Here is a 15,864-nt window from a genome sequence, read left to right as displayed (position 1 = left end):
GTATCCCATAATGGAAATGCAGGTGCGCGGTGAGGAGAAATGAGTATGATATTTTTCATGGTAACGGGAGGGGAGCCGGAGGTATCCATACAACGGCTTAATATAGATGAAGATCTGATTGTGCGGATTGGGCGGGATGACCGGTCCGCGCTTGAGGAATTCTATACCCTTACGGAGCGTACCCTGTACAGTTACGTCCTTGCGATCGTGAAAAATCCATACGATACCCAGGATATTGTACAGGACACCTATTTAAAAGTTCGGGCATCCGCGCATCTGTATCAGAAACAGGGAAAACCGATGGCATGGCTTTTTACGATTGCCCGTAATCTTGCTATGGATTTATTCCGACGAAACTCACGCTTCCTGTCAGAAGAAGCATTTGAGATGGATGACACAATGGAATACTCCTATGTAACGGAAATGACAGACAGACTGGTTTTAGAGACTGCCATGAATATTTTAACTGAGCGGGAACGGCAGATTCTTCTGCTTCACCTGGTAGCAGGAATCAGGCACAGAGAGATTGCTGCGAATCTGGGGCTCCCGCTGTCCACAGTCTTGTCCTGCTATCAGCGGACATTGAAGAAATTGAAACGGTACCTGGAAGGAAAGGAGTAAGGGCGATGAGTAAAAAAATAGAGACATCACAGATCAATCAATCGCTGAACCGGGCAGTCAGCCAGCTTCCTCAGCCTTCTCTGCAAAAAATAATTGATACACCCGTTGTAAAAATGGAGCGGATGGACGATATCACCGGACAAGAGCCTTTAAAAGGCGGCTGGTTCTGCAGGCTGTGCAGTCCGGTACAGGTTCGGCGTATGGCAGCTGTATGCGGTTGTGCTCTGTTCTTTCTCGCAGCGGGCATCGGCGGAGTATATTCTTATCAGAATTTGGTGGTAGACAGTATTGTTGATATGGATGTAAACCCAAGCTTCGAACTGAAGATCAATAAAAAAGACAGAGTTCTTTCCTTTGTGCCTCTGAATGAAGATGCGGTTCAGGCTGCAGAAGGGCACACGTACAAAGACTGGAACATTGAGGAGGCAGTTAAGGATCTGTACCGGATTATGGAAGAAAAAGCGTATCTGACGGATGACAGGAAAACCGTTCTGATTTCAGTGGAAAATAAGAATCCGACCCGTGTAAACCAGCTTCAGAGCCAGCTGAGCGCTTGTATTAGAAAAACTGCGGAGGAGAGCAAACGGACAGTCCATATCGTGACACAGGAAAAGAAAAAAGATGGGGCGTTGGATCAGACGGCGCTGAATTACCATATATCCAGCGGGAAATTACAGTTTATCCGTATGATGACAGCCGCTTACCCGGATCTCGATGAAATGACGCTGTCGAGAATGTCCATGGAAGAACTTTACCGCATAATCCTTGAGCGGGAAAAGGAAAAACCAGTATGGCTTCAGATGGACGAGGAAGACTGGAATGAGTATAAAGAAGAAATGAGAAAAGCGAAATACGGCGATAGAGATTCGTCTGATGATATAGATGACGACGATTCAGACGATGACGATTCGGATGATAACGATTCGGATGATAACAATTTGGACGATCATGAATCCGACGACAGGGATCCGGCTGACGATGACTTTGACGACCGCGATTCCGACAACAGGAATTCGGCTGATCATGATGACTTAGACGATGCTGATTCGCCTGGTAAGAACGTAGACGACGATTCCGAAGACAAGGCCTCAGACGATGACGATTCCGACAGCAAGGCCTCAGACGATGAGGATTCCGACAGCAGGGTCTCGGACGATGAGGATTCCGACGGCAAGGTCTCGGTTAATAACGATTCCGATGACAAGGCCCCGGACGATGACGAATCAGGTAGTAAGGCCTCAGACGATGACAATTCCGATGACCGGGACTCAGACAATGACGATTCCGAGGACGAACCTGATGATTAAGCCGCCTTCTCAAAATACCCCGGGCCACGACAGAAATTTCCGTCGTGGCCCGGGGTTTATGATCTGATTCATTTTATCTCAACTAATCGAGTTTTGTATAACCGTAGCTGTTGACAATCGCATCCAGCTTGATTCCATTCTTACAATCCGGACAGTTATCCGGCTCGGAGAGACGGAAGTCAGGAAGATCGGAAGAATCAAATACCGAGTTAACCGGATAACCGTCGATCTCGTTCACTGCCGCAAAGATAACGGAGATGCCTTCCAGAATGCCGCCGTAGGATTCGATGCAGCGAATGCTCTTTAAAATAGTACGGCCGGACATCGCAGTAGCAAGAACGACTAATACGTGTTTATCCTTCAGCATATGCTTGATGTTGTCACGAACGACCATCTGTCCCGCAGAATCGAATTCCGGTGTTACGATGTAAGTAGTCTTGTGGATATTGGTGGTGGTAACGCCGAGCTCGGATAATTCCTTTGCCACATAGGCGCCGATTACCTCGCAGCCATCCATACAGATGATGGTATCGATTGGAGTCTTGGAAGCAAACGCTTTGGAATAATGCTTGAGTTCTTCCGCTCCTACGCCAATCAGACCTGATAAATCGACACGGTTTACGTATCTCTTAACCATGGATTTGGCAACCTGTTCCGCTTCCTCCTGACGCATCTTCAGCGTGGTCATGTCAATGTAATAGTTAATGTGAAAACGGTCTGATGAGAAATGTCCTTTTGTTACTTTTAAAGCCAGTTTATCATTGTCTCTGGCGCGAATTTTGGTTTCCTGCCCCATACTCATAAAAAACAACCTCCTTTGTCATATTACTTCTATTATAACCGATGTCAACCGCAGAAACTATAACAAAGGTTAACTTTTTTCGTTATTCTGAAAAATGATAGCTGTCCAGAAGCTGATTTTTCATATGCCACAGCTCATTGGAGAGATCCACATGTACCTCATGAGGGTTCACAAGACGGCGGGATTCATCCCAGAGTGTATCCAGTTCTTTTTTGCAGTACGCCTGAATGTCCATGACGGCAGGCGAATCGTAGACACATTCTCCGTTCTTAAATACCGGAACCATCAGATCACGCAGATGGTAGGTGTTGGGCGCCAGATGCGTCTTTTTCCAGGTCTCGATCGGATCAAAGAGCAGCAGCGAATGATTTTCATTATACTTTTCGCCTTCCAGGCAGATTAAATCGGCAATCATTTTTCCGGTTTCCCTGCTGTAAATCCTCTTAATGCACTTATTGCCCGGGTTGGTAATCTTCTCGGCATTTTCGGATAACTTAATCTTCGGAACAAATTTTCCGCTCTTCTTATCCAGGATGGCAGCAAGCTTATATACGCCGCCGAAGGACGGGCAGTCCTTGGAGGTAATCAGATTTGTACCGACGCCCCAGGAGTTGATGGCAGCACCCTGAATCTTTAAGCTGTTGATCAGAGACTCATCCAGGTCATTGGAGGCAGAGATGACTGCGTCGGGGAATCCGGCGTCGTCCAGCATTTTTTTTGCTTTCTTGGACAGATAGGCCAGATCGCCGCTGTCCAGACGAATTCCGTAGAAGGTCAGCGGGATACCTGCCTCCCTCATTTCCTTAAATACCTTAATGGCATTGGGAACGCCGGACTTCAGTGTGTCGTAGGTGTCTACCAGCAGGATACAGGCGGATGGATACAGTCTGGCATAGGTGCGGAACGCAGTCAGTTCATCGGGAAAACTCATGATCCAGCTGTGAGCGTGGGTTCCCTTGACCGGAACGTTGAACATCTTGCCGCACAGAACATTGGAAGTTCCGATGCATCCGGCGATCATGGCGGCCCTTGCGCCATAGATTCCGGCATCGGGCCCCTGAGCACGGCGAAGGCCAAATTCCATAACTCCGTCGCCGCCTGCTGCGTATACGACGCGCGCCGTCTTTGTAGCGATCAGGCTCTGATGATTGATAATATTTAACAGTGCGGTCTCAATTAGCTGTGCCTCCATAATGGGAGCGATTACTTTGACCAGCGGTTCGCGCGGGAAGATGACAGTCCCTTCCGGTATGGCGTAGATGTCGCCTGAGAATTTAAAATGGCGCAAATATTCCAGAAAGTCTTCGCCGAACAGCCCCGTTGAGCGTAGATAGTCCACATCGTCCTCTTCAAAATGAAGATCTTTGATATACTGGATCACCTGCTCCAGACCGGCACAGATCGCATAACCGTTGCCGCCCGGATTTGTGCGGTAAAATGCATCGAAGATTACCGTCTCATTGGCATCCTTTTCTTTGAAATAGCCCTGCATCATGGTTAACTCGTATAGATCCGTTAATAAGGTTAAATTGCGCTGGCTCATATGTGTTCTCCTTCTGAACAATTAATGTAGGGGGCGGAGCGATTGGGACCGCAAGGTCCGGGGACTCTGTCCTTTTTGGACATTATACCATAACTTTACAAAAACGCAATGTGATTGATAAAAAAATAACAAACTATAATATCAGAATAATTCTGGAACATTGACATAACAAAAAGTTTAATAGAAATAAAAATATAAATATTTGAAATAATTATATACAATTTGACAATTACGAAATTATTTATTAATTTTTTCTAAAGAGTCTTGCAAAATGAAGAGAGATACTATATAATAAAGCTATCAAAAGAAAGAGATACAAGATATAGATAATCTTCCCGGGAACAGGAAGCGGGAAGGATAAAAATATAACTGAAAAGGAGGTAGATTCCACCGAAAACATAAGTTTCGTCTGATTTCCATTTTGGAAGCAGGCAATAGGAAAAACCATTCAGCCACAGTGAAAAGCCATTCCTTCTATGATGAATAAATGCGAAAGCATGGATGAAGTAGTTGGAAAAAATCTATATATCTTTTACATATGCCTATATTCCGTTATAAACTGCAAAGGAAAATTCATCGTATGAGTCATATGACGAGAAAGTATGATTCGTCCGAACAAAGGTTTCCACATATGTAGCTTACTACCATATAGAAGAATGAAAATGACGATGCAGAGATAAACCAGATGATAGATGAGGCCCGGTAATGGAGTGGCGAAAGGGAAAAAAATTTCATATAGAGCATCCAGGTACATAAGTATCAGTGACAAAACAAAAAGTGAGGGTAAAGTCCAATGGATGAAGTAGTTTAGGAACGGGTATCGAAATTCATGTGAATGAGTCGGTACCCGTTTCTATTTGTGTTCAGACGGTTTGTGTTCAGGCGGTTTAAGCAGACAGCCGGACGGCTTCAGCTTCCTGTAGAGAGTGGACGATTGCAAAGGTTGAGAATTAATGAAAAAAATACTTGACAGAACAAACTGTAACTGATATTATTACAGTATAATAACTGAAACAAAAAAAGTTACAGAATGGAGCAGACGAGATGATAACAGGGAGATTTTTGATTACGGCGGGTATCGCGGCAGCGGTCCTGGTATTAACGGCGTGTTCGGGTGGTCAGAAAAGTGCTGCCGGTAAGGAGACACAGAAGACGGAGGTACCGCAGGAAAAGACTGGAACAGAGAATCGGCCGGCACAGCAGGAAGAGAACGGAACAGAGGCCCGGACAGCACAGCAGGCAGAGAGCAGAACAGAGGCCCAGGCTTCGCAGTATGTAAAGTACAGGCCGGAAGAGGCAAAGGAAGTTATGGATTCGGATGAAGCGCTGATCGTGGTGGACGTAAGAACTCCGGAGGAGTACGCGGAGAGCCGCATTGGCGATGCGATTAATATTCCGGTGGAAGAGATCGGAGAGGAGATGCCCGGGGAACTGCCGGATTTGGATGCGAAGATTATGGTTTACTGCCGCAGCGGCGTGAGAAGTAAGAACGCAGCGGAGAAGCTGTTAGACCTTGGTTATAAGAATATCATTGATATAGGCGGCATTAAGGACTGGCCCTATGAGACCGTGTCCGGCGAAAAACAATAAAAATAGAGAAGACAGGAAAGGAAGGTTTGACATGAAAAAGTTTGATGCGGTGATTATAGGATTTGGCAAAGGCGGAAAAACACTGGCGGGAAAGCTGGCAGGAGAAGGAAAAACCGTAGCATTGATTGAGAAATCAGATAAGATGTATGGAGGTACCTGCATTAATGTGGGCTGTATTCCTTCCAAGTCTCTGGTGAGAAGTTCTCAGATCACAGAGTCAAAGGGAGAGATTTCTTTTGAAGAGAAGGCGGAATTATACAGGACAGCCATTGAAGAAAAACGGCGTGTTACATCCATGCTTCGGAAAAAGAATTTTGATAAGCTGGATCATCTGGAAACAGTGACGATTTATAATGGAACTGCCAGTTTCCTCTCCAATACGCAGGTAAACGTAGTGCCGGCAGACGGTTCAGAAGAATTTACCGTAGAAGGAGACCAGATCTTTATCAATACGGGAAGCACTCCGTTTGTGCCACCGATTGAGGGAATAGAAGGGAATCCCCAGGTGTACTTAAGCGAGACATTTATGGATCTGGAGACGCTTCCGAAGAAGCTGGTCATCATTGGAGGCGGCTATATCGGACTGGAGTTTTCGTCCATGTATTCCGGATTTGGCTCTGATGTTACGGTCATTCAGAACGAAGCCCGCCTGATTCCGAGGGAGGATGAAGATATCGCAGCGGAGATCCAGAAGGTTTTGGAAGAAAAGGGCGTTCAATTCGTGATTGGCGCGGCCATTTCCAGCATCAGAAAAGAAGGGGACCGGTCTTACGTTCATTATTCTGCCGATGGAAAAGAGGGTGATCTGGAGGCGGATGCAATTCTGGTCGCTACAGGCAGAAGACCCAACACGGCGGAATTGAATCTGGAGGCGGCCGGTGTCGAGGTTACGGCCCGCGGCGGTGTGAAAGTAGATGATGCTTATCGGACGACGGCTCCGAATATCTGGGCCATGGGAGATGCAGCCGGGGGGCTTCAGTTTACCTACGTTTCCCTGGATGATTTCCGAATCGTGTGGTCCAGTCTTCATGGCGGAGCCTATGATGCCAGGGCAGCCAGGAGAAGCCATATTCCGTACAGCGTTTTTATTGAGCCATCCTTTTCAAGAGTCGGTATGAATGAACAGGAAGCGAGAAAGGCAGGGTTAGACGTGAAGATCGCCAGACTGCCGGCGGCTGCGATTCCGAAGGCGGCTGTCTTAAATAAAACAAAAGGCGTTTTAAAGGCGGTAATTGATGCAAAGACGAATCAGATTTTAGGCGCCATGCTGTTCTGTGAGGAATCCTACGAGATGATTAATATCGTGAAGCTGGCGATGGATCTGAATGCAGACTACACGGTATTGAGAGATCAGATTTATACGCATCCGACTATGAGTGAGGCGCTTAACGACTTATTCGCGGTCTGATACGGGCAGTTTGATGAGGTCTGATACGGGGCATAATGACGAAAATAAGCGGCAGATACCCGAAATTTCGTCTTTTACTTGACATTTCCTCCCATAAAACCTATAATGAGAAGACATATAAGGCATAACCTGCCATTATATTATAGGAAAAAAGACGATGAAAGAGACAGTAGGACCGTGGGAAATCCAAAGCGAGCCGGGGATGGTGAAAGCCTGGTGAGAGTAGTCATGGGAACGAATATCACTCTGGAGTCTCCGGCTGAAAGCTGTGTAAGCAGTAAGCCAGGACGTGAATCCTACGTTACAGGGAACGCATATGTCAGTATGCTGTAATAGGTGGTTTAGCGAAGCACGGCCTTCGTCCTGATTACGGGACGAGGGCCTTCTTTTTTTACTATTCATAAAGGAGGTCAAAAGAGATGTATAACAAAGTTCCTACAGACTTGAATTTTGTAGCGAGAGAAAAAGAAGTTGAAAAATTCTGGGAAGATCACGATATTTTCCAGAAGAGCATTGATAACAGAAAAAAGGCTGAAACCTACACATTTTATGACGGTCCGCCTACCGCCAACGGAAAACCTCATATCGGCCATGTCCTTACCCGTGTGATCAAGGATATGATTCCGAGATACCGCACCATGAAGGGGTGCGACGTGCCGCGAAAGGCCGGCTGGGATACCCATGGACTCCCTGTTGAGCTGGAAGTGGAGAAGATGCTGGGACTGGACGGCAAGGAGCAGATCGAGGAATACGGTCTTGAGCCGTTTATCAAGCACTGTAAGGAAAGCGTATGGAAGTACAAGGGCATGTGGGAAGATTTCTCCAAGACTGTCGGCTTCTGGGCGGATATGGATGATCCGTACGTTACCTATGAGAATTACTATATCGAGTCCGAGTGGTGGGCTCTCAAGCAGATCTGGGAAAAGGGGCTTCTCTACAAGGGATTTAAGATCGTTCCTTACTGTCCGCGATGCGGAACGCCGCTTTCCAGCCACGAGGTGGCCCAGGGATATAAGGACGTGAAAGAACGCTCGGCCATCGCCAGATTCAAGGTAAAGGGCGAGGATGCTTACATTCTGGCATGGACGACAACACCGTGGACGCTTCCCTCCAACGTGGCGCTCTGTGTGAATCCGAACGAGTCCTACGTAAAGGTGAAAAACGGAGATTATACGTACTATCTTGCGGAAGCTTTGTGTGATACGGTTCTGAACAGTGAATACACTGTACTGGAGCGTTTTACCGGCAAAGATCTGGAGTTTAAGGAGTATGAGCCGCTGTTTGATTTCGTGCATCCGGCGAAGAAGGCGTACTATGTAACCTGTGACACATACGTAACACTGACAGACGGTACCGGCGTCGTTCATATCGCACCGGCCTTCGGTGAAGACGACTCCAAGGTGGGCAGAAAATACGACCTGCCGTTCGTCCAGCTGGTTGATTCCAAGGGTGAGATGACGAAGGAGACGAAATGGGCGGGCACCTTCTGTAAGAAGGCCGATCCGCTGGTTTTAAAGGATCTGGAAGAGAGGGGACTCCTGTTCTCTGCACCGGTATTCGAGCACAGCTATCCGCACTGCTGGAGATGTGACACTCCCCTGATTTATTATGCGAGAGAGTCCTGGTTTATCAAGATGACCGATGTGAAGGAGGACTTAATCCGCAACAACAATACCATCAACTGGATCCCTGAGAGTATCGGCAAGGGCCGTTTCGGTGACTGGCTGGAGAACGTTCAGGACTGGGGCATCAGCCGGAACCGTTACTGGGGCACTCCTTTAAATGTATGGGAGTGTGAGTGCGGCCATCAGCATGCCATCGGAAGCATCGAGGAATTAAAGTCCATGTCGCCGAACTGTCCGGATGACATAGAACTTCACCGGCCATATATCGACGCGGTGACCATCACCTGCCCGAAGTGCGGAAAGCAGATGAAGAGAGTTCCGGAGGTAATCGACTGCTGGTTCGATTCCGGTTCCATGCCGTTTGCACAGCACCATTATCCGTTTGAGAATAAGGAGCTGTTTGAGCAGCAGTTCCCGGCGGACTTCATCTCCGAGGCGGTGGATCAGACGAGAGGATGGTTCTATTCCCTTTTGGCTATCTCCACCCTGATCTTTAACAAGGCGCCGTATAAGAACGTCATCGTTCTGGGCCATGTACAGGATGAGAACGGACAGAAGATGTCGAAGTCCAAGGGCAACGCGGTTGATCCGTTCCAGGCTCTCGAAGAGTTTGGCGCCGATGCCATCCGCTGGTATTTCTATATCAACAGCGCGCCGTGGCTTCCGAACCGGTTCCATGGCAAGGCCGTAATGGAAGGCCAGCGCAAGTTTATGGGCACTTTATGGAATACGTACGCTTTCTTTGTTCTCTATGCAAATATTGATGAATTTGATGCAACTAAATACAAACTGGAATACGACAAGCTTCCGGTTATGGATAAATGGCTTCTGTCGAAGTTAAATACCTTAATCAAGACCGTGGACGGTAATCTGGGGAATTATCAGATTCCGGAGGCGGCAAGAGCGCTTCAGGAGTTTGTGGATGACATGAGCAACTGGTACGTCAGAAGAAGCCGTGAGCGTTTCTGGGCCAAAGGCATGGAACAGGATAAGATCAATGCCTATATGACCCTGTATACCGCACTGGTGACCGTCAGCAAGGTGGCAGCGCCGATGATCCCGTTCATGACGGAGGAGATCTACCAGAACCTGGTATGTAACATCGATAAGAATGCGCCGGAGAGCATCCATCTATGCGATTATCCGGTGGCGGATGAATCCTGCATCGATGAGAAGCTGGAAGACAACATGGATGAGGTCTTAAAGATCGTAGTGATGGGCCGTGCGGCCAGAAATACGGCGAATATCAAGAACCGCCAGCCGATCGGCCGGATGTTTGTAAAAGCGCCTCATGAGCTCTCTGTATTCTATCAGGAGATCATCGAGGAGGAGCTGAATGTCAAGACCGTTGTATTTACAGATGATGTCCGCGATTTCACCAGCTACAGCTTTAAGCCGCAGTTAAAGACGGTCGGCCCGAAATACGGAAAACAGTTAAACAACATCAGAAAAGCCCTTTCCGAGGTGGACGGAAATACCGCCATGGATACTCTGAATGAAAAGGGCGCTCTCACGTTCGAATTTGACGGCAGTGAGGTGGTTCTGACGAAGGAAGATTTACTGATCGATACGGCTCAGATGGAGGGCTACGTATCGGAAGGAGATAATACCGTTACGGTTGTGCTTGACACGAACCTGACACCTGAGCTGATCGAGGAAGGTTTCGTCCGCGAACTGATCAGCAAGATTCAGACCATGCGTAAGGAAGCAGGTTTTGAGGTGATGGATCATATTCTCATCACCAGCGAAGGCAATGAGAAGATTGCCGGTATTCTGGAAGCACATGGCGAAGTAATAAAGAGCGAGGTTCTCGCAGAAGACATCACACTGGGTAAGGCAGCAGGCTATACGAAGGAATGGAACATCAATGGTGAGAATGTCACGCTGGGCGTAGAAAAAGTTCAGCGGATTGAAACAGTGAACCAATAGGAGGTCATTCACAATGAGTATGGGATTTGATAAAGAAACCTTTAAGAAAAGCGTTATTTACAACGTTAAAAATGTATTCCGCAAGACGATCGATGAAGCGACTCCGGAGCAGGCGTTCCAGGCGGTTGCCTATGCTGTTAAGGATGTGATCATTGATGAGTGGATTGCAACTCACAAGGAGTATGAGAAGAAGGATGTAAAAACCCTGTATTATCTCTCCATGGAGTTTTTGATGGGCCGTGCCCTTGGAAATAATATTATCAATATCATGGCGCTGCCGGAAGTGAAGGAAGTGCTGGATGAGCTGGGCTTCGACTTAAACGCCATCGAGGATCAGGAGCCGGATCCGGCTCTCGGCAACGGCGGCCTCGGCCGTCTTGCCGCCTGCTTTTTAGATTCCCTGGCGACGCTGGGCTATCCGGCTTACGGCTGCGGCATCCGCTACCGCTACGGTATGTTCAAACAGAAGATTGAAAACGGCTATCAGATGGAAGTTCCGGATGACTGGTTAAAGAACGGTTATCCGTTTGAGGTCCGCCGTGCGGAGTATGCGACGGAGGTGAAGTTCGGCGGTTACGTCAGAACGGTCTGGGATAACGGCAGAGAGCATTTCGTTCAGGAGGGATACCAGTCCGTCCGTGCCGTGCCTTATGATATGCCTATCGTTGGCTACGGCAACAATGTGGTGAATACGCTGCGAATCTGGGATGCGGAAGCGATCAATACCTTCAGCCTGGATTCCTTTGACAAGGGCGACTACCAGAAGGCTGTAGAGCAGGAAAACCTGGCAAAGACGATTGTAGAGGTTCTCTATCCCAACGACAATCACTACGCCGGTAAGGAGCTTCGTTTAAAACAGCAGTACTTCTTTATTTCCGCCAGCGTTCAGCGGGCGGTTAAGAAGTATATGGAAAAGCATGACGATATCCATAAATTCTTCGAGAAGACCGTGTTCCAGTTAAATGATACCCATCCGACTGTGGCTGTGCCGGAGTTAATGCGTATCCTTCTGGACGAATATAATCTGACATGGGATGAGGCATGGGCCGTGACCACAAAGACCTGCGCCTATACAAACCACACCATCATGTCCGAGGCGCTGGAAAAATGGCCGATCGAATTGTTCTCCAGGCTGCTTCCGAGAATCTATCAGATCGTGGAGGAGATCAACCGCCGTTTCGTAGAGCAGATTCAGCAGATGTATCCGGGCAACCAGGATAAGATCCGCAAGATGGCCATCATTTACGACGGACAGGTGCGCATGGCAAACTTAGCGATCGTAGGCGGATTTTCTGTCAACGGCGTTGCAAGACTGCACACGGAGATTTTGAAGAAACAGGAGCTGCGCGATTTCTATGAGATGATGCCGCAGAAATTCAACAATAAGACGAACGGCATTACCCAGAGACGTTTCCTGCTTCACGGCAATCCGCTGCTGGCTCAGTGGGTGACGGGAAAGATCGGGAATGAGTGGATTACCGATCTGCCGCATATTCACCGCCTTGCGGTCTATGCGGATGATCCGAAGTGCCAGCAGGAGTTTATGGACATCAAGTACCAGAACAAGGTTCGCCTGGCAAAATACATTAAGGAACACAACGGAATCGATGTGGACCCGCGTTCCATCTTCGACGTTCAGGTAAAGCGTCTTCACGAGTACAAGCGCCAGCTGATGAATATTCTTCATGTGATCTATTTATATAATGAACTGAAGGATAATCCAAACATGGATATGGTTCCGAGAACCTTTATCTTCGGAGCTAAGGCGGCGGCCGGATATAAGCGGGCGAAGCTGACCATCAAGCTGATCAACTCGGTAGCCGATGTGATCAATAACGACAAAACCATCGACGGAAAGATCAAGGTTGTGTTTATTGAGGACTATAAGGTTTCTAACGCGGAGATCATTTTCGCGGCAGCCGATGTCAGCGAGCAGATTTCCACAGCCAGCAAGGAAGCCTCCGGCACCGGAAACATGAAGTTTATGTTAAATGGTGCGCTGACGCTGGGAACCATGGACGGCGCCAACGTGGAGATCGTGGAAGAGGTTGGTGAGGAGAACGCCTTTATCTTTGGCATGTCCTCTGACGAGGTCATCGGTTATGAGAACAGAGGCGGCTATAATCCGATGGAGATCTTCAACAACAACTATCAGATCCGCCGTGTTCTGATGCAGCTGATCAACGGATACTTTGCACCTCAGGACCCGGAACTGTTCCGTGATATCTATAATTCTCTGCTGAATACGCAGAGCAGCGACCGCGCGGATACGTATTTTATTTTAAAGGATTTACCATCCTACGCGGAAGCACAGAAGAGGATTGATCAGGCCTACAGAAACGAAACGTGGTGGGCAAAGGCGGCTATCTTAAATGTAGCCTGCAGCGGCAAATTCACCTCAGACCGGACGATTGAAGAATATGTCCGTGATATCTGGCATCTGGAAAAGGTGAAGGTAGAGATTTAGGAGATCAGTTAAGGCCGTTGGGAATAAGTCTTGAAAGAGAAGTACGGTGGGAAAATGCAGCGGGAAATACCGTCGCCATGGCGGAGCCCCGGCGGTGTTTTCCTGCCGTGCTTTTTTTGATTCGGAAGAGTCAGAAAACATCATAGGAAGCGGGATTTTATACTTCGCGGCGGCCGCCGGCTGGACGTGTCTTCCTGTCTGAACGGTTCGCGTCAGCGGGAGTAAAAGGGGGGAGAATATGATAGAGAGTACGATTGGAAAACCGGGGTATGAACCGGCCAGAATTACAATTTATGTGAAAGACAGAGGGATCGTGCTGGAGGAATCCTCCATGGCCCTTGTAAACAGGGATACCGGCCTGATTATTGCCATGGGGAATGCGGCGGAAGAGGCCATCGATCAGGCTGTGACGCCTGTAACTGCCGTGAATCCGCTGCGGAGAGGGATTATTGCCTCCTATATGCTGGCGGAAAGGATGTTCTGTTCTTATCTGCGTCGGGCTTTGGGATATGATCATTCCATGGTAAAGCGCCTGACCGGTGCCACCGTGAAGAAGCCGCGGGTGGCGGTGTGCGTGCCGGAGGAGTTGACTGAGGTGGAGGAGAAGGCATTTATGGATGCCTTTTACCAGGCAGGTGCGAGAGACGTTTGTCTGACCGGGCAGCCGCTGGAAGAAGCTGTAAGGTGTCTGGAGAAGCCATGCACCGTATTTGTGGGGATTACATGGAATGGGAAGGAAAAGGAACGTTTCTGCATAAATGAGAATTGTCCGCATAGAATTTTTTAAAGGAACTTGCGGAGGTTTTCGGTGGCAAAAAAAATAGTCATGGTATGCGTCATGGCATTGCTGCTTCCCTATATAATAACCCTTGCATGGACAGGCAGAATCGAGGAAAAGAAGGAAGTACCGCTTATTACCAGCGGAAAAAAAGTGATTCTGGACCGGAAAAACGGGGAATCCTATATGGATGTGGAAGAGTATCTGCCGGGAGTGGTGGCAAAGCAGATGCCTGCCGAGTATGGGAAGGAAGCGCTGCGGGCACAGGCCATCATAGCCAGGACGTTTATTTACCAGAAGATGAACGGTGAGAACGAGGTGAAGGAGTCGGAGCTTCATATGGAATATCTGGAAGAGAAGCAGATGGAGGCCATGTGGGGAAGTGAATCCTTTGTAACGTATTTTCAGGCGGTGGAAGAGGCGGTGCGCTCGACAGCGGGCAGGGTAATCACCTGTGACGGCAGGCTCATCGAGCCGCTGTTTCACCGTGCCAGCACCGGAATGACGAGAAGCGGGGATGAGAGCCATCCGTACCTGCAGGCGGTGGCCAGCAAACGCGATGTGGAGGCGGAAGGCTATCTGACCATGATGGTATGGAGCAAGGAGGAGTTTGCCGGAAGGATTAACCAGATTGCCGGCAGTGTACCGGTGGATGCGGGCCAGCTTCCCCAGTCCATTCAGATGATTGTCCGTGACGACGGCGGTTATGTGGGGCAGATTCAGATCGGTACGAAGGTGTATACCGGAGAGGAAGTCCAGTATGCGCTGGGACTGCCGTCTCCGTCCTACACTCTGGAGGAGTACGACGGCGGAATCCGGGCGGTGTGCCAGGGGGTCGGCCACGGTTACGGGCTCAGCCAGTACGGTGCTAAGTGCATGGCGGAGGAGGGAAAAACAGCGGAAGAGATTCTTGATTATTTTTATAAAAATATTGTTCTGATTTCTGAATAACTCTTTCTCCTTTGGTAAGAATATTACCGAGGTGATAAACGTGAAAGAGAAAATGAGTCAATTGTTCAAGGATAAAGTATTCCTTGTCCTGTTGGTTTTAGGCCTGCTGACTATAGTAGCTGCGGCAGGAGTCATTACCATTCAAAGAGGAAACGATGGCGGTCAGAGTCCATATCTTGAAGTACCGGACCAGAAGGGCGTCATTGCAGAAGAGACGATTCCACAGGAGAACCAGGTAGCAGTTGCCGGTGATTCCAACGCGGAGCAGAATACGGACGCAGATACACAGGTCGCCGACTCCGCCAGGGCTACAGCGAAAGCAGAGACAGAAGCAGAAGTGCCGGCGGTAAAGGCCGGAACAGAAAAAGAGGCGGCCGCAGCGCTGGTCCTCAATTTTAATGACGCAACAAAGATGGCATGGCCGGTATCAGGAAATGTCATTCTGGATTACAGCATGGAGTCCACCATCTATTTCCCGACTCTGGATCAGTATAAATGTAATCCGGGCATCGTCATCCAGGGCGCCGTGAGCACACCGGTTATAGCACCTGCAAACGCAAAAATTCAGGAGATCGGTTCCAATGAAGAACTGGGCAATTACGTCGTTCTCAACATGGGAAATGACTATACCGCTGTCTGCGGCCAGTTAAAGGAACTGCAGGTGGTGGAAAATGAGTACGTGGCACAGGGCGATGTGCTGGGCTATGTAGCAGAACCTACGAAATATTATTCCATCGAAGGCGCGAACTTATACTTCGAGCTGGAACACGAGAATCAACCCGTCGATCCGCTGGACTTCATGCAGTGAAAACGAGCGGACCGTACTGTTCCATACGGGGAAGA

Annotated in this window: 12 protein-coding genes; 10 read left to right on the top strand and 2 right to left on the bottom strand. The window is 48.5% G+C overall.

What is annotated here, in order from left to right; translation table 11 throughout:
* Positions 1–45: 45 nt before the first annotated feature.
* Positions 46–621 (top strand): RNA polymerase sigma factor, encoded by a 576-nt coding sequence (locus NE473_RS21085; protein ID WP_022031544.1) that lies wholly within the window; start codon positions 46–48, stop codon positions 619–621.
* Positions 622–626: 5 nt separating this feature from the next.
* Complete coding sequence (locus NE473_RS21080) at positions 627–1,928, top strand: anti-sigma-I factor RsgI family protein (protein WP_155560706.1); 1,302 nt, start codon at positions 627–629, stop codon at positions 1,926–1,928.
* Between the two features lie 82 nt (positions 1,929–2,010).
* Here the strand turns inward: NE473_RS21080 and NE473_RS21075 are convergent, their stop codons facing one another.
* Entirely contained in the window at positions 2,011–2,730 is a 720-nt protein-coding gene (locus NE473_RS21075; protein ID WP_006772877.1) for a type I phosphoribosyltransferase, read from the bottom strand.
* Between the two features lie 82 nt (positions 2,731–2,812).
* Positions 2,813–4,273: a nicotinate phosphoribosyltransferase gene (locus tag NE473_RS21070; protein WP_006772875.1), complete on the bottom strand. Its 1,461-nt coding sequence runs from the start codon at positions 4,271–4,273 to the stop codon at positions 2,813–2,815.
* Positions 4,274–5,317: 1,044 nt separating this feature from the next.
* Here NE473_RS21070 and NE473_RS21065 point away from each other — a divergent pair.
* From NE473_RS21065 to NE473_RS21030, 8 genes are all read left to right on the top strand, one after another.
* Complete coding sequence (locus NE473_RS21065; protein ID WP_055649151.1) at positions 5,318–5,863, top strand: rhodanese-like domain-containing protein; 546 nt, start codon at positions 5,318–5,320, stop codon at positions 5,861–5,863.
* A gap of 31 nt (positions 5,864–5,894) precedes the next feature.
* Entirely contained in the window at positions 5,895–7,271 is a 1,377-nt protein-coding gene (locus NE473_RS21060) for an FAD-dependent oxidoreductase (RefSeq protein ID WP_055649152.1), read from the top strand.
* Between the two features lie 177 nt (positions 7,272–7,448).
* Positions 7,449–7,604 (top strand): hypothetical protein, encoded by a 156-nt coding sequence (locus NE473_RS21055; RefSeq protein ID WP_154658109.1) that lies wholly within the window; start codon positions 7,449–7,451, stop codon positions 7,602–7,604.
* 86 nt (positions 7,605–7,690) lie between these two features.
* Entirely contained in the window at positions 7,691–10,825 is a 3,135-nt protein-coding gene (gene ileS, locus NE473_RS21050) for an isoleucine--tRNA ligase (protein ID WP_055649153.1), read from the top strand.
* Positions 10,826–10,838: 13 nt separating this feature from the next.
* Entirely contained in the window at positions 10,839–13,292 is a 2,454-nt protein-coding gene (locus NE473_RS21045; protein WP_055649154.1) for a glycogen/starch/alpha-glucan phosphorylase, read from the top strand.
* Between the two features lie 238 nt (positions 13,293–13,530).
* Positions 13,531–14,079 carry a rod shape-determining protein gene (locus NE473_RS21040; protein ID WP_055649155.1) on the top strand — a complete coding sequence of 183 codons (549 nt, stop codon included), beginning with the start codon at positions 13,531–13,533 and terminating at the stop codon, positions 14,077–14,079.
* 21 nt (positions 14,080–14,100) lie between these two features.
* Positions 14,101–15,021 carry a SpoIID/LytB domain-containing protein gene (locus NE473_RS21035; protein ID WP_039891369.1) on the top strand — a complete coding sequence of 307 codons (921 nt, stop codon included), beginning with the start codon at positions 14,101–14,103 and terminating at the stop codon, positions 15,019–15,021.
* Positions 15,022–15,061: 40 nt separating this feature from the next.
* Positions 15,062–15,829 (top strand): M23 family metallopeptidase, encoded by a 768-nt coding sequence (locus NE473_RS21030; RefSeq protein ID WP_022031552.1) that lies wholly within the window; start codon positions 15,062–15,064, stop codon positions 15,827–15,829.
* Positions 15,830–15,864 lie beyond the last annotated feature (35 nt).

Origin of the sequence: Hungatella sp. SL.1.14, assembly GCF_024460495.1 — a bacterium.
Taxonomy (GTDB): domain Bacteria; phylum Bacillota; class Clostridia; order Lachnospirales; family Lachnospiraceae; genus Hungatella; species Hungatella hathewayi.
This window is presented reverse-complemented; position numbering and strand designations above follow the sequence as displayed.